This window comes from Rhizobium sp. Rhizsp82, from assembly GCF_047325115.1.
Lineage (GTDB): Bacteria > Pseudomonadota > Alphaproteobacteria > Rhizobiales > Rhizobiaceae > Rhizobium.
In genome coordinates this window covers 36,029-61,935 of the sequence record NZ_CP168569.1, presented here as the reverse complement: position 1 = coordinate 61,935, position 25,907 = coordinate 36,029, and the positions used below count along the sequence as shown (strand labels likewise).

Here is a 25,907-nt window from a genome sequence, read left to right as displayed (position 1 = left end):
TTGACTGCATGTGCCGGCGTCCCAAAGCCAGCCGGGAGCGCGCGGGTGCCATCATAAGCAAACTGCCAGGGATCGATCTCCGCCACACGGCCCCTGCAGTCGCGGCAGCAAGGGGGACCGGCCGCAGGAGGGCGGAGCGGCCGGTCCCGCGTCGCAGCACGAGCGACGCATCGCGCAAACGCGCGTATCCGCCGTTGGCGGCTCGGCGGACTTTGCTGTTACGTTCGAGATCGTCCTTAGATCAGTTCTGCGGCCGCCCTCTCGCCAGCAGGCGCTGCAGCGTACGGCGATGCATGTTCAATTGCCTGGCGGTCATCGAGACGTTTTTCCCCGTCGCCTCGAAGACGCTGTTGATGTGTTCCCAGCGCATCAGTTGCGGCGAGGTCAGCGGGACGTCAGTGCGCTCTGCAGTCGGTCTGGTGAAACCCAGAACTTCGAGAATCTCATCGGCATCCGCCGGCTTGCTCAAAAATTCAGTCGCGCCCAGCTTGACGGCAGTCACGGCAGCCGGAACACTTCCATAACCGGTCAGGACCAGGATTTTCGACAACGGGAATTCTCTTTGCATCGCCGTGACCAAGTCGAGGCCGCTTTCATCACCGATCCGCAAATCGGTGATCAGGACGTCGAAATCACGGGCAGACAAGGCGGCGTAGGCAGCATCGAGACACGTAGCGGTCGCGGCACGGAAGCCTCGGTTGGACAGAGCAAGTGCAAGCCTCTGCGCGAAGACCTTATCATCGTCGACGATCAGAAAACGTGCCTTCGGTTCCTCGGCTTGGGTCATCCTAACCCTCCGTTTCAGCTACCCCGCTATTACGGTGAGATCACCCTCCCGGATCGCTTCGCCGCAAAAGCATCTACCAGGCAATCGCGCTGCCGTCATAGGCGAAGAACCCACCATTTTGTGCAGACGTGAGACCGTCTGCGGTCTGAAGTATCAGCCTTGAGGCGCGATCCGGCGCTTGTCGCTCGTGGCCGCCCGAAAATGGCTCCGTCAGTGTCGTGGCGACCGTACCGGGGTGAATAGCGACGAGGATGGCATGTGGCTTCGTCCGCGACAGTTCGATAGACGTGGTTTTGACTATCTGATTGAGGGCTGCCTTTGCGCTTCGATACGAGATCCATCCGCCCAGTCTGTTGTCGCCGATCGATCCGACCCTCGCAGAAAGGACGACAAAGAGAGAGCGCTCCTTTCGCGGCAGCAGCGGCATAAAGTGTTTGAGCACAATCGCTGGCCCGATGGCGTTGGTCGAGAACTGCTTTGCCATAATGTCATGATCGATCTGCCGGATGGCCTTTTCCGGACCGTGGCCATCGATGGTGAGAGCTCCTGTGGCGCAGATCATCAGGTGGAATGTCCGTGCGCCGAGGGTGGCGGCATGCGCCTTCACCGTCCACTCCTTCTCGACTTCCAGCCCATCATCCGATCGAGACAACCTGACGATTTCGCCAGCCCTCGGATCCTGACGGATCGCTTCGGCAATTGCAGAACCAATTCCTCCCGAAGCGCCTATGACAATCGAAGCATATCCTTCGGGAAGCGAACGCATGGAAAACACGGATTGCCCTCTCACTGCATGTAAGGTCGCCGATGTCTCGCGGTGCTCGATGGTCTCATCGACGGAGGCCTTCTCGACATGCGCTATACGGTTAAGGAAAGTGCGCGGATCGACCAGCCACACAGAATTATTGACTTGAGGGTGGTAAGCCTGACCTGACGGCCCTTCGTCTCATGATCGGAAATTGATCTGTCATGCGAGCGGCTGCTATGCGTCGCAACCAATCAAAGATGTCTTACGAAGGAACCGGGCGGCGGCGTCTTCGTTTGTAATGCTGTTATGAGGCTGAAGACGAAGCTATCGTTGGTGTGCACGGCCATCGCAGTGCTTATGGCGGCGATCGCTGCTGCATATGTGCTCCCTACGGTGACGGGCATGGAGCGCCCCAGAAACTTCGACGTCCCGTGATTGTCAGCTGTCCCCTCATTCTCGTGCACGAGGTTTTGACCGGTCCAGAGGACGCCGGACCGGTCGATCGCCAGCGCTACTGAGCTGCAGGCGCGGCCGGCTTTTCCGGCGAGGCTGCGGGCTTCTCCGCGGCAGGCGCCTCGACTTCAGGAGCATTGACAGTAACGCTCGTGCCGCCGCCACCCTTTCCGCCGTGAATATCGACTACTCCAGTGAACAGCAGCAGAGCGCCGATGGCGACAACTGCAAGGACAACAGCAACCGCCCAGCCACCGTTGCCACCGCCTGTGTTAATAACTGTTGGCCCGCGATCTTCCATATCCAATCCTCCTCATGAGCGATAACCCAGCACAGCATTTCATAGATATTCCAGTGCCTTAGGCTTGTCTCTGCCAACAGATAATTCGATCGGCGACTGTTTGTTCCAAATGCGGTCGCCGGTCAGACCAAGGTCCGGGGTGGGTCGCACCGATTGAATGATGCTTGAGATGGACGACCACCGCCCTGCGATCGCTCAGGCAATCTTTCCTCCAGACCAAGACGTCTCGAGGATTGACTGTCGGATAAGCTACGCTTTGCAATGAGCCGCTCGTCGAAGCTGCGGACGGCGATCGAGACATGACCTGCGCTCTCAAAGATGTCGGCGCCCTTTCCAGGACAAATCTCGCCCGCCGCGGTCTCTGACCCAGCACAGGGAAAGCGGCGTCAACTCGTCGCCAAAGTTTGCTCTCTCGGGATCCGCCGGGCTAACGTTACCAGCGGTGATTGCCGGTGGTGTCCTGTCCACTTGTCAGACGCTCATCATGACGATCTTGCGCGCCGATACGCGATGCATTTGGCCATGCAAGTGCGCCGACGCCGATCCTCACGACGCCACCATCCGTCGTCGAGACATCACGGGAGGGCCAAACATTTCGACAGGACGAGGGCCAAGCCATCGATCGTGAATGGCTTCGCCAGCTGAAAAGCATCCTCGATGCCGGAGGCAGCCCTGGCGCTGTCGTCGCCGCTCGCAAAGACAATCCGCACTGTTGGCCATCGCTCTCGGACACGTTTGGCCAGATCCGTCCCTGCCATCCCGGGAAGCCCGACATCAGTCAGCAAAATGTCGATCTGTTCCTCTTCTAGAACGGCGAGCGCATCTTCAGCCGAGCCGGCTTCATGAACGGTATGGCCGAGCTCGCTAATCATGTCGACGGTCGCCATCAGGATCAGCGGCTCATCTTCGACCACAAGGACCCTCGTCGCTCCCGCCTCTTGATCCGGTTCGCCGTGTACAGGCGTTTGCTCCTGCCGTTCGATCCGTTCGACAGCGATCAGGTGCTGGCGGGCATTACTAAGGACATGTCGTATTTTCCGAGCAAGAGCCTCGCGGGTATAGGGCTTTGACAGAAGTTCGACGCCGGCATCCAGCCGGCCACCGTGGACGATGGAATTTTCCGTGTATCCTGAGGTGTAAAGCACTGCCAGACTAGGCAACATTGCCTTTGCCTTGCGGGCGAGTTCTGTGCTGCGCATACGCCCCGGCATCACGACGTCGGTGAACAGCAAATCGATCGGCATCCCGCTATTGACGATGGCAAACGCCGACTGGGCGTCATGCGCCTTGAGAACGCGATACCCGAGATCGGTTAGAAGAGCGACGGAAGTCTCCCGCACAGCCTCGTCGTCTTCGACCACAAGAATGGTCTCAGTGCCTCCCTCAACCGGCATGGCACTCAGGTTCGCCACGCCGTCCTCGACCTGCATCGTTCGCGGCATATAGAGCTTGATCGTCGTACCATGACCGACTTCGGTGTAAATCTTGAGATGGCCACCAGATTGCTTCAGGAAGCCGTAAACCATGGATAATCCAAGGCCGCTTCCCTTGCCTTCTGACTTTGTGCTGAAGAACGGTTCAAGCACATGGTCGATGATATCATCGGCTATCCCCGATCCTGTATCTGTTACCGCCACCAGTACATATTGGCCGGGCCGGACGTCTTCCTGCGCACGGGCGTAATCGTCATCAAGCACCGCGTTCGCCGTTTCGATTGTCAGGCGTCCGCGCCCATCCATTGCATCTCTGGCATTGATTGCCAGATTGAGAATCGCGTTCTCAAGCTGACCCGGATCAATCAAGGTGTTCCACAAGCCACCAGAAACGATGGTCTCGAGCTCGACCTCCTCGCCCAGCGCGCGCCGCAGCATGTCGTCCATGTTCTGGATTAACTTGCGGCAGTTGATGACCTTCGGTTCAAGCGGCTGGCGGCGACCGAATGCCAGGAGTTGGGATGCCAATTTCGCGCCTCGGGCAACGCCGGACAAGGCGTTTTCCAGACGCTGCTGCGCCCTCGCGTTTCCGTCGACATCCTTGGAGAGGAGCTGAAGGTTTCCGCTTACAACCTGCAAGAGATTGTTGAAGTCGTGTGCAACACCGCCCGTGAGATTGCCAAGAGCCTCCATCTTTTGCGCCTGGCGCAAGGCCATCTGCGCGGTTTCGCGTTCCACGGTTTCTTTTTCAAGCTGTAGCAGTGCGGTCCGAAGTTCGTGCGTACGCTGCTCAACCCGCTGTTCAAGAGTATGGTTGAGGCTCTGGAGCTGATCCTCCGCCCTCTTCTGGTGCGTTACGTCGAAGCCATCAACAAATATCCCTGTGACCTGGCCATCCGTCCCAACGATCGGCTGATAGATCAGGTTGATGAAACGTTCGTCCGGCTCCTTGTCGCCCTCTCGCTGCAAAAATACCTGCAGGTTCCGACCGATATACGGCTTGCCCGACTGGAACACGCTATCCAGCAGCTCAATAAAGCCCTGTCCAGCAACCTCTGGAAGCGCGTGTTTGACACGCAAGCCGAGAAGCTGCCGGGGGCCAACCAGTTGCAGGTAAGCATCATTGACAAGTTCGAAGACGTGATCCGCTCCGCTTAAAATGCACATGAAGCTTGGCGCCTGCTGGAACAGCTCTCGCATCCGGTCTCTCTCGGCGGTGCGAAGCTCGACTTCCGACGACAGCTGGCGATTAAGCAGCTCAAGAGCGATTGCCGCCTGCTCCCTCATCTGAGCTGCCTCGCTGAGAGCTTCCGCTCGCCGGCGCTCGGTTTCGAAGGCTTCAGCGCTTGCCAGGCGAGACGCAATCTGCCCCGCGATCAGCTTCAGGAAATCGACATACTCGTCGCTGATCGCGCGGTGATAGTTGAGGCCGCTGATGAGTACGCCCTTGGGATTGTCCCCGCCCTGGCCGATCAGGGGAACGATAGCCGCCTTCTCGGGCGCCCTTGGCCATGGTCCGGATGGAACACTATCGGCTTCTGTCAGGTCAACCAGATCCACCACTTGATCTGTCCAAGCGCGTTTTAAATTCCAAAGCCCGGAACCGCCCGTGACGATGCAGGGCAACAAAGGATGGTCATCCGACCCGCCACTTATCCATTGCCGTCTGGCGTTGCCATGCTCATCGAAGAAATAAAGTGCACTGAACGGAAGATCCTGAAGATTTCCTGCGAGAGCGGAGAAGGACGCTTCGACGACCTCTCGCTGAGTGTCGGCAGCTGCAAGTCCCGAAGCCAGCGCTCGCATCGTCGAGATACGTCTTTCGCCGATGACCCTCTCGGTCTCCTCGGCCACTGCGCAGAACACACCCTCAACCTTGCCGCTGTCGCCAATTAACGGGCTGTAGGAGAACGTGTGATAGGTTTCTTCAGAATAACCGCTGCGTTCGAGCAGAAGCAACAAAGCGCGGTCCCAGGTCGACTGCCCGGTCTCATAAACGGTCTCCAGGCGCCCTTTGATATCGTCCCAGATTTCCGCCCAGAGAATTTTGGTGGGTACGGCAAGCGAATTGGGATGCTTGTTTCCAAGCGTTGGCCGGTAGGCATCATTATAGAAAAATGCGATCTCAGGTCCCCAGCCGAGCCACATCTCGAACTTCGACGTCAGCAATAACCGCAAGGCGACCTTCAGCGCTTCCGGCCATTGGTCGGGCGGTCCAAGCGAGCTGCTCGCCCAATCATGCTGGCGCATCATTCGCGCCATTTCGCCGTCACCGACGAATATGTCCGAGTATCGGTCAAGAGCTTGTGTATTCATCACATTTCCCGGCAGACTATTGCAGGACCGACTTAGGCCATTGATAACGCTTGTCCAGCCCGCTAGTTCTGAAGGCCAAGTTTTTTTGCAGGAAGAGATCTAAGATGGGTGAAGGGTCGCAGCCGGAATGGAGCGCGAATGAACTCAGGCTGGCGATCAAGTCGGCCGGCGTCGCACTCTGGAGCTGGATGGTGGATGATGACACGTTCGTTATGGATGCCAAGGCCTACGAGCTCTGGGACATCGCTGCAACAGAGCAACTTACCTTCGAACACCTTTCCGCCAAGGTCCATCCCGCCGACCGCGATCGGGTCAGAGCTGCCTTCGTAGCGACTCGTGCCATCGACGGTGCCTTTGAAATTGATTTCCGCATTCTAACCGATGCATCCGATGTCCGATGGATTTCCGCTAGGGGCCAGGGGAACGACGGCGATGCCGCCACGAAGAAAATGACGGGCATCTTTCTGGACGTGACAGGTCGCAAGCAGGCCGAGGAGGGTCATGAGCTTCTCGCGGGCGAGATGAGCCATCGCGTGAAGAACTTGCTGGCCCTAGCAGCCGGTCTGACGAACATTACGTCGCGGTCCGCCGAGACCAAGGAGGAGATGGCAAAGCAGCTGACACAACGCCTGACTGCGCTTGGCCGAGCCCACGAGCTCGTTCGGCCTCTGCCGAATGGGCAGGGCAACGCGGCTCTGCTGGGGGATCTGTTCAGCGTAATCTTGGCGCCCTATGACGACGTCGGTGCCTTTGCGGGACGCATCCGTGTGGCTGTCCCGCGCATGGGCATCGGGGAAAAGGCCGCGACAAGCCTTGCCCTTGTCGTTCATGAGCTGGCAACAAATTCCCTAAAATACGGCGCGCTGTCGAATGATGCCGGCCTGCTGGACATATCCGGCCGCGTCAACGATGACGAGGTCGAAATCGTCTGGACGGAAAGCGGAGCCAATCGAACCTCGACACCGGTGTCGGCAGAGGGATATGGCAGCAGGCTCCTGCAGCGAACCATTTCCGGTCAACTTGCTGGTTCGATCGACTACAACTGGATAGAGGGAGGTGTCGTGGTAACGCTGAGAATGAGAGAAGCTCACCTCACGGTTTAGCCCGGCAGCCCCGTTCGCGTCCTTTTTGAAGATGGATCCGTATTCGTCGCTATCGGCTCGTGACGACTAGGCTGTCACCGATACCACCAGCCGTCCCGCACGAACCATCGCTCGATCGCGCCAACGATCATTACAGATGTGCCGGCGAACCCAGCCCAACCTGGATTCGTGCCAGCGGCGCCGTAAGCTTCCAGACAATCAGCCCGTCGGTGAAACTCCATTCCGCCTGACCAGACAGAGCCGAGGGCACCAGCTTGGCGAGAACGAGAGCTCCGAAGCCCTCTTCTTGCGCGAGCAGATCAGCATAGGCCGCTGCCGGCTCGGACCAAACGAGTTCGAGAACATCCCCACCTTCAGAACCGATCAGGCACCATCTCACAGATATGCTTCCGGCATCCGTTACCCCGAAACGCATCGCATTCATGATCAGTTCGTGAAAGGCCATGCCGAGATTGAGAACGGCATTGGCGTCCAGCACTATCTCGGGCCCGGCCACCTGGACTGGTTGCAGATCCTCAAAGGACTTGAGCTGATGCGTCACGAGATCAGCAAGGCTGACACCAGCCCAGTCAACATGGGAGAGCAGGTCATGAGAATGCGATAGCGCCATAATGCGCTCTCGAACTCGTTTCTCGAAATCTTCGATCGACCGCGAGCGTGTCGCCGTCTGCCTTATGACAGCAAGAACGACGGCATACTGATTTTTGACGCGATGATTGATTTCCCGCATGAGCAGGCGAAGCCGCCGGTCGGTCTCGCGCGTTTCTGAAATGTCCCGCGCGATACTCGATGCACCGACAAGTATACCGTCCCGGCTTTTGATCGGCGAGATTGTAATGGAAATCGGCACGATCCGTCCGTCTCGGGAGCGTCGCGTCGTTTGAAAGGGCTCTATCCGCTCCCCCAGCTTCAGCCGACGCAGAATATCGGCTTCCTCATCGCGCCTGTCATCGGGGATTATGAGATAAATCGGCTTTCCAATGGCCTCACTTTCCGTATAACCGAACATGCCTTCGGCAGCCTTGTTCCAGCTTACGATAATGCCTGAAAGATCCTTGCTGATGATGGCGTCGAACGACGATTCTACGATGGCTGCAAGGCGTTCTGCGCTGTGCTCTTCCATGGACGACCGATGACCTTTTATGAATTGCGCTACCGTGATTTAGGCAGTCGCCTGACAGATCAACCTCGCGACCCATAAAAAAGTTCAATCAACGCATGGCGCCCGCACAAAAAAATCGCCTGGTTCTGCTCCACGTTCAGGCACGGTCGTAAGTAAATGAGGTGAGCAGTGTGGTCACGAAATTGCTTGCCCGTTCTTTGACGAGAACTTCCGTCCACTCATTCGTTCCTCTCAGCCTGAGATCGGTATGAATGCTGTCGACCGCGGCTTCTTCGATGCGCGCGATCTGTTCCTTGAAGTGGGACTCGCCGCCGGCTCGGTACATATCGCGGATGACCATCCGCAAGATCTCCTGAATAGCTATCTGCCAGGCCGTGTTGATTGCCTGAAGTTCGTTCGTGTCCGGTGCCATAGGTTGCCTTTCGGTTGATGGGCCAAGCATGACGCCGCGCGCTGATGGTCCGGGCGGGTCCGAAAACTAGGCCTGCCTTGCCTTGCGGTTGGCGTAACGCCGGTCGCGCTCAGCCTTTCGTGCGGCCTCGTCTTCGATCACCCGCGCGATGCGCGCGTTTTCGGCGGCTTCTTTCGCCTGGTTTTCGGCAACAGCTGCAGCCTCGAGTGCGGCCTGATGCGCTGCCATCTCGTTCCTGATCCGCTCCTGTTCCTCAAGCTTGAGGCGCTCCCGTTCGACGCGCCGCTCTTCGCGCGCTGTCGCGACAGCCATTCGTTCGGCCTGCCTTTCGAGCTTGGAAGGTGCTGCCGCAGCCTGGGCTGCGCGATAGGCATTGAGAAGATCTGTCTTCGCGGCGGCGGATGCAGCCCGGCGATCGACGATGTCTGTATTCTTGGCGTTCTTCATTCTCGTCTCATGTCTCTTCGTAGAAAATCAGCGCGACTTCACACCTGCGGTGTTAACCGCGGTAGCCGCCATGCGCTCTTCTGACTCTTTGGCAAGACGGGCCTCTCTCAGCCTCTGCGTCTTTGCGTCCCTTGCCTGCGCGACGGCTTCCAGTTCCTCTGCCGCATGGTTCTTGGCGAAGAACTGGGCCTGCGTCTGCATGGCACTGAAGGCATTTTCAGCGCGCTGGCGGGACTTACTGTATGTTTCTGTCATTAGAACCTCGATCATCCGGCGCTCCGCCGAAAATAAAAAGGCCAGGCGTGACGCCCGGCCTCAACGAAACAGCTTCCGGCAGTGCCAGTACATCCGTGGTCAAAGGGAAGCATGTTTCAATTCACGCGGCCTGAAGATTGACGGCCGACATCTTGCCCGACTTCCTGTCGCGCTCCAGCTCGAAGCCGATCTTCTGGCCTTCGACCAGCTCGCGCATTCCCGCGCGCTCGACTGCCGAGATATGGACGAACGCGTCAGCGTCGCCATTGTCAGGCTGGATGAAGCCGAAGCCTTTGGTGGTGTTGAACCATTTTACGGTGCCAGTGGTCATGATAAACCCTTTCAAAGCATAGAGTGAAGAACTGCGAAGCCGATGCCGCGCAGGTGAAAACCGACTATTTTTGAAAGAAAAGTTCGCTTAGGGCGCGTTGCAAATCGCGCGGTGAACAAAGCTCGGCAAGCAAAAGATCGATGAACCAATAGATAGAGCAAGGAACGCATCGCGTCAACGTTTAGTTCTCGATTTAACTGCATTGCATCTTAAGATTGCATCAGTGGCAGCCATGCGAGCCGGCCGTGGCCGGGTGACAGTCCGTTTGAGCGTCCGCAATTCGGCTGGCTTGGCCGGGCGCCAAGTGCCGTTACAATGCTAGACGGTTTAAGGTGTGACGGTACGGCAATGATGATCAAGCATGACCTTCGTGCGGAAGACTTACCTAGGGCTTATCGCCCGATCCAGTGATGATCCAATCGTCATCTGATCTTCAGACGCGAGCGGGCTTGAAAGGCCATCGCCCTATCGCGGCGCCTGAGGCTGGCGCGGCTGGATCATGACAATGCGCCCCCCGGGATGTGTCCCGCAAGTCTCGGCGCAACGCGATCGCAGACGATACCGTTACCTGCCGGCAGCACACACAACAAGGTCCGACCATCTCGGAGACACCCGGCTGGCGCAATGCCGCGCCAGCTGTTTTCGTTGCAATCCTTTTACGCTCTCACCGTGGCACGCCTTTCGCGACACGTGGCGATCTGGGCGGCGCAATGAGTGAATGAACGCTCTCTCAGCGGCTTGACGCGTTTCGCGGCTGACTGCACCTCATGATCCGTCCTGGCGGTCAAGTTCCTTGAGCGCTGACTGGATCTCGTCGATCGATACTGGTTCAGGCGTTCCGGGCAAGTGCCGGAGAGCCGGTTTCGAAACCACCGCGTAGAGATCTGAGGCCCAGGCCGCCAGGATGGTGCGCCTGTCATCGAGCGAAAGCGAGTGGGATCTTACGACATCCATCGGACGGGTGATTTGCATGCCCTGCATCAATACCGCCGGTCCCATCGACACGACATTGTCGACTGCCTGCTGCAAGACTGTGTTCATCACGGCGACACCTCACTGAACATGCGGATCGCGATCGCCGCGCCTGCGCAATGCTGCAATCGCCGGCGCTTCGGGCGCCATCAGATCATGTTTCTCAGCAAATGCCGTGAACAGACCACGGGCGGTCTCGGCCTCGATCTCACCGCGAAGGACCGCTTGACACGCTTTCAGGGCAACGGAGTGAGCCGTATCTCTGAACGAGGCGGGCCACTCGGCAAGGTAGCGGTAAGCATCCATCGCGCCGCGTATTTCGGCGGGAAAGCCCAAGCCGACCAAGATCGTGATCGGCTGTCTAAACATATCGGGTTTCATTGTTCGTCTCCTTCCAAACCCTTGGCGTTGAGAGGCGCCACCGCGGTGGCGCCTGCTTTCCAAGCGGGCTCGATCACGCCGCCTTCTGCCCTTCGATCTGAGGGCGACCGCGTGTGTCCGAAGCAGGTGAACTCTCGATTGCAATCTTGCGCGGTTTCAGCGCCTCCGGGATTTCTCGAACGAGATCAATCGACAAGAGACCATTGCTCAAATCGGCGCCGTCCACCCTGACATGGTCAGCAAGCTCGAAACGATGCTCAAAGGACCGGCCGGAGATCCCGCGATGAAGGTAGGCTTCGCCAGAGCCTTCCTGCTTCTTGCCAGTCACCGTCAGGAGATTTGACTGGAAGGTGATATCGAGATCGCCGTCTGCAAAGCCGGCAACCGCAATCGAGATACGGTAGCTGTCATCGCCGGTCTTGAAGATATCATAAGGTGGCCAATCGCTCGTCGAGCGGGCGCGCTGGGCGTTTTCAAGAAGATCGAAAAGCCGGTCAAAGCCGACGGTCGATCGGAACAACGGTGCGTAGTCGTAAGATGTTGCCATAGCCATATCCTCCTTGAAGCAACATGGGTACGGGAGCGCTCTAAAGTGGCGCCCCTAGCAAGGCCAGCTCCGTTCCAGCAGCTGGCGCCAAACGATTTGGTTTCAAGCTTTCCGGTTTCAAGACCGGCAAAAAAGAAAATTTGCGATTTAAGGTTCCGCTTGAGATTGGCTCTTTCCCGGAATGCCCACCATCGGCAATTCACAGTTTCTTTGCGCGCGTCCTTGCGCCGCTGGTGCGTCCGTCACGACCAATGCCAGAGAGCGTTGCGGCACTGAAGCGCCCTTGTGCGGATTGTTTTAAAGGATGGTAGCGTCGAGCGAGCCTTGCGCCGCATCGGCAAGACATCGACCTCATCATTGCCCTGGCGTACGAGCCGCTCTTCACGCTGCTCGATGTGCGAGGGAAGCCAGGGCGCGTCAAGATGGCAGGCTTTGAGGCGTCACTGCGCATTGACCGCGGTGCCGATGGTCCCCTGAACCGCTCACAAGAGCCGAGGGTTGCCAGCAGGGATGCGCATTCCATACAGGATTTCAGGACGACCAAAGCCAAGCAACGACCGATCGCTAGCGAGCCCCGCGGTTGGATCGGACACGAGCTAGAATGAGCAGCAAAGCTCTTTCAGGGTCAGTTTAGCTTGAACTCACCATCAACGCGCCGCCATTCGTTTGGCCCGATCAGTCTCTGATGGCTGTAACGGACCGAATGCAGCGCTCCATCGAGCGATGCCTCCCAAAAGCGAAGGAACCTGCGCATCACCGGAAAATCGGGAGCCTGATCATAGTCTTGCCAGACGTAGGTCTGCAGGACGGACACAAAGTCGGGGATACGATAGAGGATGTGTGCGGTGGTTAGCCCGTAACCATTGAGCTGGTGGTCCAGATCCGATGAAAACTGCATAGCGAAGCTCCATTTTTCTGCGTGATGATGGTGGCGCAAAACGGCGCTGCGATCAACGCACCTCACCCATAATCCATATTTTATCGTTAGATTTCATTTTGTTAGCAGCCACGTGGAGTGAGTGCTAATTTTTTGTCGCCACCTACTTGAAATCAAAAAATCTCGAAAATAAATTTTTCGCGCGAACGCTCGGGTTGAGGTTCGCACCCGCCCTGACTGTCATCCGGTCCGGTCCGGGTTCAACGTCATTATTTTTGCTCAATGGAGGAAAACATGTCGTTCCGACCGCTTCATGATCGCATTCTCGTGCGCCGCATCGAGAGCCAGGAAAAAACCAAAGGCGGCATCATCATACCCGATACCGCCAAGGAAAAACCCCAAGAGGGCGAGGTTGTTGCCGTCGGCGGCGGCGCGCGCAATGACGCGGGCGAGATTCAGGCGCTCGACGTCAAGGCGGGTGATCGCATCCTGTTTGGCAAATGGTCGGGTACCGAGATCAAGATCAACGGCGAAGACCTGCTGATCATGAAGGAAAGCGACGTTCTTGGCGTTATCGAGGCCGAGGTCGAACAGAAGAAAGCCGCCTGACCGCTGGCTGTCAGGCGAACGATATCAGTCAAAAAGCTGCCTATTGAAGGAGTGAAGACATGGCTGCGAAAGAAGTTAAATTCAATACCGATGCCCGTGAGCGCATGTTGCGTGGGGTCGATATTCTTGCCAACGCCGTCAAGGTGACGCTCGGCCCTAAAGGTCGCAATGTGGTTATCGACAAGTCCTACGGCGCCCCGCGCATTACCAAGGACGGCGTTTCGGTGGCCAAGGAAATCGAGCTCGAAGACAAGTTCGAGAACATGGGCGCACAGATGCTGCGCGAGGTGGCGTCGAAGACCAATGATCTGGCCGGCGACGGCACGACCACAGCAACAGTGCTTGCGCAGGCAATCGTCAAGGAAGGCGCCAAGGCTGTGGCGTCGGGCTTGAACCCGATGGATCTCAAGCGCGGCATCGATCTCGCCGTCGACGCCGTGGTCAAGGAGCTGAAGGTCAACGCCCGCAAGATCACCAGCAATTCCGAAATCGCTCAGGTCGGCACCATTTCTGCAAACGGCGACGCCGAGATCGGCCAGTACCTCGCCGAAGCGATGGAGAAAGTCGGCAATGAGGGCGTCATTACCGTCGAGGAGGCCAAGACCGCCGAGACCGAGCTCGAAGTGGTCGAAGGCATGCAGTTCGATCGCGGTTACCTCAGCCCGTATTTCGTCACCAATCAGGACAAGATGCGCGTCGAGCTGGAGGATCCCTATATCCTCATCCATGAGAAGAAGCTCTCGAATCTACAGGCTCTCCTGCCAGTCCTGGAAGCGGTCGTTCAGTCCGGCAAACCGTTGCTGATCATTGCCGAAGACGTCGAAGGCGAGGCACTTGCGACACTCGTCGTCAACAAGCTGCGTGGCGGGCTCAAAATTGCTGCCGTCAAGGCGCCAGGCTTTGGCGATCGCCGCAAGGCGATGCTTGAAGACATTGCCACCCTCACAGGCGGCACTGTCATTTCCGAAGACCTCGGCATCAAGCTTGAAAACGTCACGCTCGACATGCTCGGCCGAGCCAAGAAGGTGGCGATCGAGAAGGAAAACACGACCATCATCGATGGCGTGGGCTCGAAGTCCGAGATCGATGGCCGCGTCGCCCAGATCCGCGCGCAGATCGAGGAGACGACATCCGATTACGACCGCGAAAAGCTGCAGGAGCGCCTGGCAAAACTCGCGGGTGGCGTCGCTGTCATCCGTGTCGGAGGCTCGACGGAGGTCGAGGTGAAGGAAAAGAAGGACCGAGTGGACGATGCCTTACATGCAACGCGCGCGGCGGTCGAGGAAGGCATTCTGCCCGGCGGCGGCGTTGCGCTGCTGCGCGCGGCAAAGGCGCTTGAGGGTCTGCCCACGGCCAACGACGATCAGCGGGTCGGGATTGACATCGTTCGCCGGGCGATCGAGGCCCCTGTACGGCAGATAGCCGAAAACGCCGGTGCCGAAGGCTCGATCGTCGTCGGCAAGCTGCGTGAAAAGAACGAGCCGTCGTTCGGTTGGAACGCTCAAACCGGCGAATATGGCGACCTTTACGCGCAAGGTGTCATCGACCCCGCCAAGGTTGTTCGCACCGCACTCCAGGATGCGGCTTCGGTTGCAGGACTTCTGGTAACAACAGAAGCGATGATCGCTGAAAAGCCCAGAAAGGAAGCCGCGCCTGCTCTGCCCGCCGGTGGCGGCATGGATTTCTAGTCTCCAAAGGCCAGCCCGCCCCTTCCCAGGGGCGGGTACTAGCGAGCGGTTGTCATGATAGAACCGATTTCAAGAGACGATGCACGTCTATGCGCCGGGGTGGTCAGGGAGGTCGTCCGTGCAAAGGGCATCGCAAATGACCCGGGTGCCGTTGCAAAGCTAACGGTTGCCGTCGCCCGACTTTTCAACAAAGGACTTCGCGAGCGCGATCAGCTCATGGCTGCGGCCATGGAAGCAGACCAAGCTGTATAGGGCAAAGCTCCGAGCCGGCAGCGCTAGCCGCCGGCTCGGGCATTGGTGGTACCGCCTATCCGGATCGATCCCGAACGGGTTTACGTCATGCCCATCTCCCCGAACCGGAAATCGGTGCGCTTCTTCCTCGTCGGATACGCCGGCGCGGACCAATGTTAAACCGCTCGGCGCAATAGCGATAGCCGGCTGGCTTCTGCGACCGAGACGAGCGCCGCAGCGTTTTCGCCAATATGGTGGGTCGCCGAGCTCCTGAAACGCTCTTTACCCTTCGATCAGCAGTCGATGTAAGCCGAAAGCGCTTCCGGTGATCCGTCCGGAAAGGCTTCCCTCAGGTGATCGAGGAACGCTGAGACGCGCGCGCTAAGCAGTCGTCTCGAAGGATAAAGAGCCCAAAGCCTGATATCCGATCCTTGCACATCGCCCCATAACGAGAGCCTCCCAGCGGCGATATCGCCGCTTACCAGCGAAATCGGCAGGCGGGCAGCACCCACGCCCATTCGCACAGCATCGCGCACATTCAACAAAGACGTCAGTCCAAGGATCGGCTCCGCACCTATCGTAAATGCCGAACCGTTGCGGTTCACGTGCCAAGTATCAGGCGGCCCCGGCGGGCCGCGCACGACCACAGGCACGTTGGTGCCTTCCGGTGGCGCTTGCAGCGACAACGGCGCGACGATGACAAGCCGGTCGCGAAGGAAGGCCCTGCCGACGAGGGCGTTGTCCGCGTCCGGGTTTACCCGAATGACCAGATCATAGCCCTCCTCAACCATGTCCACTGCCCGGTCTTCAGTCGTGACGTCGAGCCGCACATCGGGATATTGCAGCGAAAAACTCGATGCCAGCTTTCCCATCGCCGTCTGGGAAAACAGCAACGGAGCGCTGATCCGCAGCCTCCCGCGCGGTCGCTCGCCCCCAGCTGCAATTGCCGACGCCGTCTCGTCCAATTCCATGAGAAGTGCCCCGGCACGGTGGTGCAGTGCCCTCCCCTCCTCCGTGAGCTTCAGCGTCCTTGCACCACGTTCAACAAGGCGCAGTCCGAGGCTGGCTTCGAGGTCGCTGACGCGTCGCGAGAGCGTTGCTTTGGGGCGTCCGGTCGCGCGCGCTGCGCGACCAAAACCGCCATGCCTGGCAACAAGAACGAAATCGGCAAGCCCGAGAAGATCCATCAGCTGTTCCACCTGCGAGACATTTGGTCCAAAATTCCCGTCTAGTGGGTCATCAGTGATCCATTCATATTCGGGTTGTCAACAACGCAAGGAGAACTTCCATGACAATCCTCGTAATCGGTGCAACGGGTCGCGTCGGTCGGCATGTCGTCAATCAGCTCGTGGCTCGCAAAGCCACCGTCAGGGTTCTCACCCGTGACGCGTCACAGGCCGACTTTCCAATGGAGGTCGAAGTCGCAGAAGGCGAGATTCTCGACCTCGACGCTCTTCGCAACGCTTTTAAGGGCGTGCGAACGTTGTTCCTCCTGAACGCGGTCACCGGCGACGAATTCACCCAGGCGATCATCACACTGAACATCGCCAGAGAAGCCGGTGTCGAACGCGTCGTCTATTTGTCGGTCTTCGACGCGCATCGCGCCGTCAATGTCCCGCACTTCGCGGTGAAGGCCGGCGCCGAGCAAATGTTGAAAGAGATGGGTTTCAGCGCGACGATCCTGCGCCCAAGCTACTTCATCGACAATGAGATCATGATCAAGGACGTTGTCATCAACCACAGCGTCTATCCAATGCCGATCGGGTCAAAGGGCGTTGCGATGGTCGACGCGCGCGATATCGCCGAGGTGGCAGCCATCGAACTCATCCGTCGCGACCTGGCAACCGGCAAGCTTCCACTGGTGACGATCAATCTGGTCGGACCGGACACGCTCACCGGCCAAAGTGTTGCCGATATCTGGTCCGACGTTCTCGGCCGGCCTATCGTCTACGGCGGCGACGACCCGAGCGGCTTCGAGCAGACCATGGCGACATTCATGCCGAAATGGACCGCCTATGAAATGCGGCTTATGGCCGAACGCTACGTGAGCCACGGCATGATCCCCGAACAAGGTGACGTGGAGCGGCTGGTAACGATGCTCGGGCGACCGCTGCACGGTTATCGTGAGACGGCAACATCGCTCGCAGCCATGCGTTGAGAGCTGATTGGGGGTCGGCCTGTCGAAATGCAGCTCTTGAAGTAGCTGCATTTCGCCTGCTGGAGCGCAGCCGCAGTGACGCTCCGAACGACTGCCGGCAACCGCTGGCGCCTCAAGGCTCAAGGCTCAAGGCTCAAGGCTCAAGGCTCAAGGCTCAAGGCTCAAGGCTCAAGAAATCAGCCGATCCAATGCAACTTGCGGCGCGCTTGCGGGTTTGGTGGCGTTTTTGGCCGCGTGGAACCAAACACCGCATGCGCCGTTTCTTGGCCGAGACGCTTATGTCTCTGAGGAGAATTTCAAATGGGTAGCACCAGCGACAAGATTTCTGGCAAGGCAAACGAACTGGCAGGCCAGGCCAAGCAGGCTGTTGGAAAAGCCATCAACGACAGGGAAATGCAGGCCAAGGGTCTTGCGCAGGAAGCCAAGGGCGATGCGCAGCAGGCGAAGGGTCAGGCGAAGGATGCTGTAAAGAACATCGTCGATCGCGCCTGATTTTGAAGGCTCGACGCGGTTAGAGGCGCGCCAAGTGGCGCGCCTTTTTGTTGTCTACTTTTTGATTGCATCGCGGCCCGTGAAGATCCCCGTCACAAAAGGATCAGCGCAAGTGACCCAGAGCTTCCTCTCTATGCAGCAGCCTACACTGACGACGGCCAGTGACACCCGCGATTAGATGTGACGACCGCGATTGGAGCAGGAGGAAGTGCAAATTCAGGGTGTGTGATCGACCGCGATGCCGCATGCTTGCCGCGGAGACCGGCAGGGCTGGCCTCGCGTGCCTCAGCGGGGAACGCCATGTCGGCATCGAAAGCCGGACTTACAACTTCATCGAGACGAGGCAGGTAGCTTGATCATCGTCGCGATCCGATGAACTTTGTTCGGCCCGCTGTCTTTCATCCTCTTTGACACGGAGTTCTGGCAGCCACCCTGCCAATATGCGTGAGGAGGCAGGGATGCGCCGCACTCCTGCTATCGAGTTCACCCGCTTGCTGAACTGCCACATCGCCTTTCGATCCTCCCAGATACTCTGTGACCCTTCCCGATCCCAACTGACGATCTGCGTGGCTTCCCTGCCCGAAGTGCCACACCGCCAGGTCAAGCTCGCGCAGCGCACCTGCTACCCTCAACAAAAGTTTCACCGTTGTCTCGGCTCACAAGATCGCCAGCCAAAGCTTTGTCGAGGTCGAGCACGAGATCGATATTGACTCTCGACGCTATCGGAACATAATAGGAACAATCTTGGCGATGCGGCCGCCTACCTCACAATACGAACCACGGAGAACGAGCATGTTTGCGCGATCGATAGACCATGCCGCTGTACAGGATGACGGTGTCGATATGTATATGACACCCGCTGGCGAAGTGAGCGCAGCCGATGTCCACCCCGACCTCATTCGCATGGTTGGCACGCGTGCGATCAGCAGTCTGCGTTTTGCCGTGGCTTGCGCCTATGCGATGCCCGACGCTGGGCCGTATGGCGAAATCGAAGTGGCGATTGACGAAGCGGCTAAGCAGGCTTGCGGCGGCCACCGGCTTTATAACCCGGACCGGTTCTCGAAGGCAGTTTGGTTTCCGTGGCAAGGCGACATCGATGACGCTATCGGCGGCGCCTACGTTCGGATCAGAGCGCATCAGGCCAACCAGGAACCTGTTTGATGTCTCATGTTATAAAAAATCCGCCAAGGCCGTCCGCTCCCGACGAGTCCGCCGCGGCTCACGCTTGGCTTGACGGCGACGCAATAGCAGCTATCCAGGCGCTGCTCGATAACTGTTGGCATCTGCGCATTCAATCGACCCTTGCGGGGGCCGCAACGGGCAAGGGCTTTGCTCGCTTGTCTCGGCCTGCCTGCGAGCACGGGGATTGACGTGCTCGACAAACCGCAACCTAAGACGCAGTTTCGCAAGGCTTTCGACGAATGGTGGAACGCCCAGACACCAGAATTCCAGGAACGCACGGATGTCCACGCAGCCTGGACCATCTTCCAGGCGGGCTACACGGCTGGCAAACGCAAAAACCTGAAGCGGTACATATTCCGGGTCGGCAAATTCCGGATCACTCGCTGGGCTGAAAGCGTTACCGCAGCCAAAGAGGAAGCGATCATCGAAGCTGACTACCGCGTCGCGATGAGAGGTGGAAAGCCCCCTGCCGGCGGCTGGCGCTTGGAGCGGCTCGGTGCCTCGTAATGGCGCCTACTGGCTGTCTGAATTTGCCGGCCGGACCGTCGAATTCCTTTGCATCAAATGCGAAAGGGCTGGAGCGGCATCGGCAGACGATCTTCTGGCCGAATTCGGCGATCAGAGCATGCCGAGCCTTCGTTACCATCTGGCTCCCCGGTTCGGCTGCACGCGCGGACCGAACGCGCCGATCAATGAAACCTGCAAGCTCTCGTATGCTGGAGCCGGCCCAGTCATGCTGAAGGAAGAGCCGAAAGCCGATGATGATAGGACGATCGGCGAGCTGGCAGAGCACAACACCATTTTTGCTCAGTGCTTGGCATGCAAACGCCGCAAGCCGGTGAGCCGCTGGGAGATCCAGCGAAGGTTCGGGAAGGATGTCACCATGGGAGCGCTCGCGAAAGCCATGCGCTGCAAGTGCGGAAAGAAAGGCGCGAGCCTTTACCTGGGGAATATGTCGCGATGAGCGACACCGGCAGACCCAAGCAGTAATCTGCGCCGAACAAGCGCTTCAGTTGCGGAGCCCGCCGCGCTTGAAAGCGGGGGTTCAGCGGGCTCCTACCGCAATGCGGCCAAACCAATAAGCAGCTAGTTGATGAGTCGTTCAAAACCGGAACCTCCCCCTTCCACACTCGGACGACGACAGGCTTAAGGCGGCGTGAATAGTGTACCGTTTAGGAATGCCTGCCGCCGCGATGATGTAACTCGTCGGCTAAACAAGGCGGGATAGCCGGTGTTTGCTCGCTGCTCTGCTGACTAGCCAAAGATGGAGCGCGACAACAGGATGAAATTACTGTATCGAATCGACACATGTGCCCTCGTCCGTATCGAATCGCCCACTCGATCTTTGCCGTCACCATGACGGTGGTATTCCTCTCGTCGATTTTCGTGGCACCCTTCGTTTCTGCAGGAGCCGTAATCACGGCAGTCGCCTGTGGGGGGTGGTCGGTCTTGCACTTGCTGGCACTCTGCCACCTTCTGGTCATCGCTGGCGCGATATATGCGCTTGGCCCAGCCTTCCGCAGGCAGCGTTTTTCATCGACATAGATCGCCGCAGCCGCTTTCTGGCGACCCAAAATTTACCTTTAAGCTTAATGTTAACAACAGCTTATGCTTGCTCGAAGCTCGGAAACGGCGCTACGTGATCCCGGTACACCGGAGGACCGTATGTTGGAACCCACGCAGTATATCGTCCAAAACCCGCTTGGCGGTCAGCTTACCGACAGGTTCGCGTTGCGCGACCGGCTTGCCGAAATTGGGCTTAATCGGGAGGCATTTTCGCTGTCCTGCGAGCCCTCGGGGACAGTGGCCCTGACATTCTGGGAGCCGGACCGGATCGAGGCCCTACGGATCATCGCGAAACTGCAAGCCACGTCGTAGGCGATAATCGAGCTGCGGCAGCGGATCGCCGGGGCGCACTGGTTTGAGAGCATGGGCGGCCTGCGATGGGGTCTCTTCGAAGACTGCCATACGCTCTCGCAACGCGAGCGGGTCGATGCCGATCCGCTTTGCAAAGGACGTGATCGAGAAGCGCTTGCCGTTCTCGACGAACCAGACAGGCTCGAGCTTCGTCGAGCGCCGTTTGCGCGCCCACCGGCAGTTGCCGGGCTCGAAAGGCTTTTCTGTATCGTAGCGGCGAAGGATGCTGCCTTTGGGGCGCGTCCCGAGATCAGACAGAAACGCTTCGAACGAGTCCATCCAGCGTGGGTCGATCGTAATGCCGGCTCCCCCATGTGCCGGGTAACAAGGATCATTGGGGTTCAGGCATTTGCCTTTCATCGTCTGGTAGGCCTTGAAGGTCGGTGTCGACCGGTATCCTGCGCGATGACCATGCTTGAGCGAGCGCTCGCGGTTGGCTTGGGCTCTCAGGCATCCGCAGCTTTTCGTGCGACCCGAGCGCACAGGCTCAAGAAATGCGGTCAAGTCCTGACCGCAGTCACAACGAAAATGCCAGCGCGTGTGCTTTCCAGCGTTGTCGGCGCGAGCTACCGCCACCAGGCGTCCGAAACGTTCCCCCTTGATGTCGGTTGCGGCCATTCTGCATTTTATCCTGTATTTCCTCTGTCATTATCATGCTTTGGCCACCGGGCAAATTCTCCGCGACGACGGCTGTCTGTAGGTGATGAAGTGATAACGGTGTGAGACGTTTCGGGCACGACTGCCGATCGACGCCGGCAGTGCCGTGGCAACTTCTAAGACCAGGCAAGAAACCGGGCAGCGCGATTACCGGCAGGATGCGGGGCATTGAACAACCGACGGAACAGAAACGGGAAAGACCCGCCCGGGGGTTGACTGGGCGGGTCTCGACCAAGAGAAGCGGATAAGCACCTCGGCCGCCCGTGTGAGCGGCAAAAACCTACTTAACCGGCCTCCATCATCGGGTCGGCCGCGCCAGCCCAATCGCTTCCTCGACGATTCCATACGCATTACATGAACCGGTCGACAAAGGTCAGTATCGAGCCTTGCACGTTCATTGGGCGTAATCAATTCATCCGAAAAGCTGATGTGAATAACGTGGAAAGCGCTTGCAACGCTCTGCTCTTGCGCGCCGCAGGAGCGAGCCTCGCCTCTCGTTGCAGCCTCGGGCAAGTTGACGAATGAGCGCCGGGCACGCCGGCTTGAAGATGGCGGGGCAGACAATCCAACCTGCGGTCCTCAGCGCGAGCGGCAGCCATCGCAGCCAAGTACGTGACCACAAGCGCTTCCACGACGGCATCGCGCGTAGAAAGTGCCTGCCACTTCGAGGCTCGCCGAGTTTCGGCTGCCAGGCGCGACACGGTTTATTATGCCTGCGTCACAGGACGAGATAAGCCACGCCGCCCCAGAACCCACCAATGACGATGACGATTGCGGCCACAGCGCCGACGATTTCGAGCTTGTCCTTCATTCCCCAACTCCCGTCTTTTCCAACCAAAACCAAGCAACTGCAGCGCCGGTCGTCAAACTGATCTGTCTGGTAAGCTTATCAGATAAGGTTAAGGTGCTGGCCGGATGCCAGGCGCCTGTCTGAGAGCCACGCGGCGACGAAGTCGCACGCGACAGGGAAGACCGTCACATTCCCTGCCTTCCTTGACGTCCTCGACATCAAAGAGCAGCCAAAGCAGCCTGAGAGAGCGCTCCCTGGCTTTACAGCCGTCCGCTAGCGCAGTTGTCCTACCAGACATTCAGGAAACCCGCCGGGTTTGAACGGTCATAAAAGACGAACCCGATCAGCAATGTCAGCACGATCAGGGTGGTCAGAGCCTCAGATACGATCAGCCGTTTCACCAGGCGCCTCAAAGATCGTCGGACGCCTGGTCGCCGGCCATGTCGCGTAACTCGGAGGCGCTGAGCGCGATCAGCGCCTCATATTGGTCCCCAATCATCCTGTTGAATTGCTTGCGCACAACATATTCCTCCGACGTGCCAAGATGTTCCATCGTGTCGATCGTCTTCAGAATATGATCGCGGATGCCGCCACGTTCTGATGCCATGAGCTACCCGGTCCGTTACCTTCCGCTTGCCAGGCCGCCCAAGTGCCGCCTGGTGCGCCGTCAATATCCAATTGAAGGCGCGCGAAATCACCTAGGCCCTTTGGCTTAAGCCCCCAATGGAACAATCTTCACGGCGGAAAGGTGTGCATGCTGAGAGCAAGGAACGCCACGGCCAGCCTGCGGATGCGCTAGGACTCAGCGGAGCAGATCCGAGGTGTTTTTCGGACCTCTGGTAGCTTTAGGTGACTGGGTTGGTGGCTTCGTCAGGCGTGTTGAGGAAATCAACGGTGACAAGCTCGATGCGTCGCCTACCAATCCGGACCGTCATCGAAGCTTTGATGCTAGCAGATGCGCAGCCAACAGTTTGCCGCCGCAAAGCCGGCTTGCATTGGTCATCGATTTTCCTCAATGGAATAGATGGCATGTAGCAGTGCAAGGTGGCTGAGGCCCTGAGGCAGGTTTCCAAGCCCCGAGCCGGTCGCCGGATCGATCTCTTCGTTCAGAATGCCGAAATTATTTCCAAGCCTTTCGAGCAAGCGCTTGAGCAATAGCTCGGCATGATCGACCTCACCTAAGAAGGCATATGCTTCGACAAGCCAGCATGAGCAGGCGACAAAAGTCCCCTCCTCCTTCGCAGCGCCGCTGTAGCGGTAAACCAGCGGACCGACAGCCAGCTCTCGTTCGATTGCGGCCCGGGTACTCTTGAGGCGGTTGTCGTGCTCGAAACCGAAACGGGTTGTCAGCAAGAGCGCCGCGTCGAGCCGATCGGTCCCGGCAAAAAATGTGTATGCCTGCTTCTCGCTGGACCAGCAGTTCTCGTCGATCCATTTGCGTATTTGATCGCTCACGCCAAGCCAGCGATCAGCGTCACCCCTGATATGCCCTTCCCTGGCGAGCCAGGCCGCGTTCTTCAGCGCCAGCCAGCAGCCAATTTTGGAAAAGGTGTAGTGTTGCTGGTCCTCAAGCTCCCAAATACCGCAGTCCTGCTCGCGCCACCGTGTCACGCATTGATCCGCCAAGCCTGCCATAAGCCCGGCTGCCTGAGGATCAAGGACATGGCCACATTTTGCAAACAGGGTAGCGGTTTCCAGGACATCGCCGTAACAGCTGAGCTGTGTCTGTGTTCTGGCCCTATTGCCCACCCTGACAGGCGATGACGCCTTGTAACCGGGGACGGCGACCGTTCGCTCGTCAGGCACTGCCTCGCCCGTCAATGTGTAGACGACCTTCGGTACCGGGCCATCGTCAGATATGGTACGGACCAACCAGCCAAAAGCACCGATGGGCTCCTCAAGTGATCCCGCACGCAGCAAAGCCTTGATCGTATAGGCAGCATCCCGCACCCACGCATATCGGTAATCATAGTTTTTGACGCCGCCAAGCCGCTCAGGAAGTCCAGACGTCGCGGCTGCAGCGATGGCCCCAGTCTTGGAATAGACGAGAAATTTCAGGGATAGCGCACAGCGCACGAGATCGCCTTTGAATGGGCCGTCATAGGCCAACTCACTGGACCACCTTCGCCACTCGTCATCGCTAAGGTCAATCCGACGGTCGATATCCTTGAGGTTTGGTATGGCAAGAGGAGCTTGATCGGCCACGAGAAAGGCAACACATGTCGACGAGCCGGCTGACGTCGTGTGGCAGGCAAGTGTTCGCTGATCCTCATCGACGATGATACCAACCTTATCATCGTGACAGAAGGTTGTGGTCAAATCCCCGATATACCGTATTGCTGCGTTCGGATGATCGGCGCGCCTTACCTGCCGCTCAGCGCATGTCGGCTCCAGCGTAATTTTGAATTCGACAGAACCCCTCAAACCTTCAATGCGACGAGCCAGTTCGCACCATGGCAGCCGTCCAGCGACACCGCTGTTCAGGGACTCGGTCAACCGGGCAGACCCGGTGTCGGTGATGAAGATGGTTTCCAGAACATTGCTGTCTTGCCGGTATTGCCGCTCGATGTGAAACTCTGCGGTCGGCGTGATGGTGAATTGACCGCCCGCTGAATCATGCAGACGGTTGAACAGCGGCGGGCAATCCATGTCGGGGGCGCACCACCAGTCAATGGCGCCGTCAGCGCCGACAAGGGCAACTGAGCGACCATCTCCCACTGCAGCGTAGTGCTCCAGTGGGAGATAGCCGTCGATCCTGACTGGAACGAGGGTTCGCAGCATCAGGGTAGCGTATTGCCGCCGGTCACGCCAAAGCTCTCGCCCGTGATGTAGCTCGATTCCTGGGAGGCCAGGAAAACGTAGATTGGCGCACATTCGGCTGGCTGACCGGGACGTTTCATCGGGACCTCGCTGCCGAACTCCGTGATGACGTCCTGCGTTTGGCCTCCGGATGTCTGCAGCGGCGTCCAGAATGGACCAGGTGCCACGATGTTCACGCGGATCCCCTTTGGCAGAACCTGCTTGGACAGTGCCTTGCTGAACGCGACGCCTTCAGGCATGAGCGGGACAGCCGCCTTGCATATCCAGAACAGGGCATAGACATTCGTCTTGAAGGTTTCATCAAATTGTTCGGTTGTCAGCTGCGAAATGTCGGCGATGGCTTTCTGGCGACCAGCCACATTGACCAGGAGATCGAGACCGCCCAGCTCGTCATTCGCTGTCTCAACAAGCTTTTTGCAGAACGCTTCGCTTTTGAGATCGCCAGGGATCGCGACTGCCTTCCGGCCTTCCGCCTCAATGAGCGTGATCACCTCCTCCGCGTCGCTCTGTTCTTCAGGCAGATAGTTTATGACGACGTCGGCTCCCTCACGGGCGAAGGCAATCGCGGCTGCCCGCCCGATCCCGGAGTCGCCACCAGTCACGAGTGCTTTGCGACCATTCAGTCGACCGGTACCCTTATAGGATGTTTCACCGTGATCGGGCACAGGCTGCATCTTGCTCGCCAAGCCGGGTACTGGCTGTGGTTGCTCTGGAAATTTTGGCTGAGGATACTGCGTGAGCGGGTTCTGCATATTAAACTGGTCGGCGGAAGCCATTGATCATCTACCCTTTTTCATGAAGGAAAGATCAAAAGCTCCGTGATAGGAAGTTGTTCCCGAGCCAACGCAGAAAGGGCACTTAATCGGAACTGTTTCTG

26 protein-coding genes are annotated in these 25,907 nt (G+C 58.3%); 8 read left to right on the top strand and 18 right to left on the bottom strand.

Going from position 1 to position 25,907, the window contains the following annotated elements; translation table 11 throughout:
• Positions 1 to 241: 241 nt before the first annotated feature.
• The 4 genes from ACEN84_RS00325 to ACEN84_RS00310 form a co-directional block, all read right to left on the bottom strand.
• Positions 242 to 787 carry a response regulator transcription factor gene (locus tag ACEN84_RS00325; RefSeq protein WP_112718997.1) on the bottom strand — a complete coding sequence of 182 codons (546 nt, stop codon included), beginning with the start codon at positions 785 to 787 and terminating at the stop codon, positions 242 to 244.
• A gap of 73 nt (positions 788 to 860) precedes the next feature.
• Positions 861 to 1,553, bottom strand: a complete 693-nt coding sequence (locus tag ACEN84_RS00320) for an SDR family NAD(P)-dependent oxidoreductase (protein ID WP_148194625.1) — start codon at positions 1,551 to 1,553, stop codon at positions 861 to 863.
• Positions 1,554 to 2,046: 493 nt separating this feature from the next.
• Positions 2,047 to 2,289, bottom strand: coding sequence for a hypothetical protein (locus tag ACEN84_RS00315; protein ID WP_413708830.1), 243 nt, complete (start codon positions 2,287 to 2,289; stop codon positions 2,047 to 2,049).
• Positions 2,290 to 2,864: 575 nt separating this feature from the next.
• Entirely contained in the window at positions 2,865 to 5,984 is a 3,120-nt protein-coding gene (locus ACEN84_RS00310) for a response regulator (RefSeq protein WP_413709005.1), read from the bottom strand.
• A 158-nt stretch (positions 5,985 to 6,142) separates the two neighbouring features.
• Here ACEN84_RS00310 and ACEN84_RS00305 point away from each other — a divergent pair, with 158 nt between their 5' ends.
• The gene (locus ACEN84_RS00305) at positions 6,143 to 7,141 is read left to right on the top strand and encodes a sensor histidine kinase (protein WP_112719000.1); all 999 of its coding nucleotides are present in this window, start codon (positions 6,143 to 6,145) and stop codon (positions 7,139 to 7,141) included.
• Between the two features lie 130 nt (positions 7,142 to 7,271).
• Here ACEN84_RS00305 and ACEN84_RS00300 read toward each other — a convergent pair whose 3' ends face one another.
• From ACEN84_RS00300 to ACEN84_RS00260, 9 genes are all read right to left on the bottom strand, one after another.
• Positions 7,272 to 8,264 carry a sensor histidine kinase gene (locus ACEN84_RS00300; protein WP_413708829.1) on the bottom strand — a complete coding sequence of 331 codons (993 nt, stop codon included), beginning with the start codon at positions 8,262 to 8,264 and terminating at the stop codon, positions 7,272 to 7,274.
• A 136-nt stretch (positions 8,265 to 8,400) separates the two neighbouring features.
• Positions 8,401 to 8,676 (bottom strand): hypothetical protein, encoded by a 276-nt coding sequence (locus ACEN84_RS00295; protein WP_112719002.1) that lies wholly within the window; start codon positions 8,674 to 8,676, stop codon positions 8,401 to 8,403.
• 66 nt (positions 8,677 to 8,742) lie between these two features.
• Positions 8,743 to 9,123 carry a DUF6481 family protein gene (locus tag ACEN84_RS00290; RefSeq protein WP_413708828.1) on the bottom strand — a complete coding sequence of 127 codons (381 nt, stop codon included), beginning with the start codon at positions 9,121 to 9,123 and terminating at the stop codon, positions 8,743 to 8,745.
• Positions 9,124 to 9,150: 27 nt separating this feature from the next.
• Positions 9,151 to 9,378 carry a hypothetical protein gene (locus tag ACEN84_RS00285; protein WP_112719053.1) on the bottom strand — a complete coding sequence of 76 codons (228 nt, stop codon included), beginning with the start codon at positions 9,376 to 9,378 and terminating at the stop codon, positions 9,151 to 9,153.
• Positions 9,379 to 9,499: 121 nt separating this feature from the next.
• Positions 9,500 to 9,709, bottom strand: a complete 210-nt coding sequence (locus ACEN84_RS00280; protein WP_162708743.1) for a cold-shock protein — start codon at positions 9,707 to 9,709, stop codon at positions 9,500 to 9,502.
• 765 nt (positions 9,710 to 10,474) lie between these two features.
• A complete protein-coding gene (locus ACEN84_RS00275) occupies positions 10,475 to 10,750 on the bottom strand; it encodes a hypothetical protein (RefSeq protein ID WP_413708827.1) in 276 nt (91 codons plus the stop codon).
• A 12-nt stretch (positions 10,751 to 10,762) separates the two neighbouring features.
• Positions 10,763 to 11,062 (bottom strand): DUF982 domain-containing protein, encoded by a 300-nt coding sequence (locus ACEN84_RS00270; protein ID WP_112719006.1) that lies wholly within the window; start codon positions 11,060 to 11,062, stop codon positions 10,763 to 10,765.
• Positions 11,063 to 11,135: 73 nt separating this feature from the next.
• Complete coding sequence (locus tag ACEN84_RS00265; RefSeq protein WP_413708826.1) at positions 11,136 to 11,609, bottom strand: Hsp20 family protein; 474 nt, start codon at positions 11,607 to 11,609, stop codon at positions 11,136 to 11,138.
• Positions 11,610 to 12,234: 625 nt separating this feature from the next.
• On the bottom strand, positions 12,235 to 12,507 hold the full coding sequence (locus ACEN84_RS00260; RefSeq protein ID WP_413708825.1) for an usg protein: 273 nt from the start codon (positions 12,505 to 12,507) through the stop codon (positions 12,235 to 12,237).
• A 273-nt stretch (positions 12,508 to 12,780) separates the two neighbouring features.
• Between ACEN84_RS00260 and groES the strand changes: the two genes are divergently transcribed.
• Together groES and groL are read left to right on the top strand one after the other, a co-directional pair.
• A complete protein-coding gene (gene groES, locus ACEN84_RS00255; RefSeq protein WP_112719009.1) occupies positions 12,781 to 13,095 on the top strand; it encodes a co-chaperone GroES in 315 nt (104 codons plus the stop codon).
• Between the two features lie 59 nt (positions 13,096 to 13,154).
• Positions 13,155 to 14,783, top strand: a complete 1,629-nt coding sequence (groL, locus tag ACEN84_RS00250; protein WP_413708824.1) for a chaperonin GroEL — start codon at positions 13,155 to 13,157, stop codon at positions 14,781 to 14,783.
• Positions 14,784 to 15,307: 524 nt separating this feature from the next.
• Here groL and ACEN84_RS00245 read toward each other — a convergent pair.
• Complete coding sequence (locus ACEN84_RS00245) at positions 15,308 to 16,201, bottom strand: LysR family transcriptional regulator (RefSeq protein ID WP_413708823.1); 894 nt, start codon at positions 16,199 to 16,201, stop codon at positions 15,308 to 15,310.
• Positions 16,202 to 16,302: 101 nt separating this feature from the next.
• Between ACEN84_RS00245 and ACEN84_RS00240 the strand changes: the two genes are divergently transcribed.
• The 5 genes from ACEN84_RS00240 (at position 16,303) to ACEN84_RS00220 (ending at position 19,810) form a co-directional block, all read left to right on the top strand.
• Positions 16,303 to 17,172 carry an SDR family oxidoreductase gene (locus ACEN84_RS00240; RefSeq protein WP_413708822.1) on the top strand — a complete coding sequence of 290 codons (870 nt, stop codon included), beginning with the start codon at positions 16,303 to 16,305 and terminating at the stop codon, positions 17,170 to 17,172.
• A 300-nt stretch (positions 17,173 to 17,472) separates the two neighbouring features.
• Entirely contained in the window at positions 17,473 to 17,664 is a 192-nt protein-coding gene (locus ACEN84_RS00235; protein WP_112719013.1) for a CsbD family protein, read from the top strand.
• 792 nt (positions 17,665 to 18,456) lie between these two features.
• Complete coding sequence (locus tag ACEN84_RS00230; RefSeq protein WP_413708821.1) at positions 18,457 to 18,825, top strand: hypothetical protein; 369 nt, start codon at positions 18,457 to 18,459, stop codon at positions 18,823 to 18,825.
• Positions 18,826 to 19,035: 210 nt separating this feature from the next.
• A complete protein-coding gene (locus ACEN84_RS00225; protein WP_413708820.1) occupies positions 19,036 to 19,353 on the top strand; it encodes a hypothetical protein in 318 nt (105 codons plus the stop codon).
• Positions 19,343 to 19,810: a hypothetical protein gene (locus ACEN84_RS00220; RefSeq protein ID WP_413708819.1), complete on the top strand. Its 468-nt coding sequence runs from the start codon at positions 19,343 to 19,345 to the stop codon at positions 19,808 to 19,810. The genes ACEN84_RS00225 and ACEN84_RS00220 overlap by 11 nt, the downstream gene beginning before the upstream one ends.
• Positions 19,811 to 20,688: 878 nt before the next feature.
• Here the strand turns inward: ACEN84_RS00220 and ACEN84_RS00215 are convergent.
• The 4 genes from ACEN84_RS00215 to ACEN84_RS00200 form a co-directional block, all read right to left on the bottom strand.
• Complete coding sequence (locus ACEN84_RS00215; RefSeq protein ID WP_413708818.1) at positions 20,689 to 21,381, bottom strand: hypothetical protein; 693 nt, start codon at positions 21,379 to 21,381, stop codon at positions 20,689 to 20,691.
• Between the two features lie 1,238 nt (positions 21,382 to 22,619).
• The gene (locus ACEN84_RS00210) at positions 22,620 to 22,817 is read right to left on the bottom strand and encodes a hypothetical protein (RefSeq protein WP_112719020.1); all 198 of its coding nucleotides are present in this window, start codon (positions 22,815 to 22,817) and stop codon (positions 22,620 to 22,622) included.
• Between the two features lie 392 nt (positions 22,818 to 23,209).
• Positions 23,210 to 24,991: a glycoside hydrolase family 15 protein gene (locus tag ACEN84_RS00205; RefSeq protein ID WP_413708817.1), complete on the bottom strand. Its 1,782-nt coding sequence runs from the start codon at positions 24,989 to 24,991 to the stop codon at positions 23,210 to 23,212.
• Positions 24,991 to 25,806 carry an SDR family oxidoreductase gene (locus ACEN84_RS00200; RefSeq protein WP_413708816.1) on the bottom strand — a complete coding sequence of 272 codons (816 nt, stop codon included), beginning with the start codon at positions 25,804 to 25,806 and terminating at the stop codon, positions 24,991 to 24,993. The genes ACEN84_RS00205 and ACEN84_RS00200 overlap by 1 nt, the downstream gene beginning before the upstream one ends.
• Between the last annotated feature and the right edge of the window lie 101 nt (positions 25,807 to 25,907).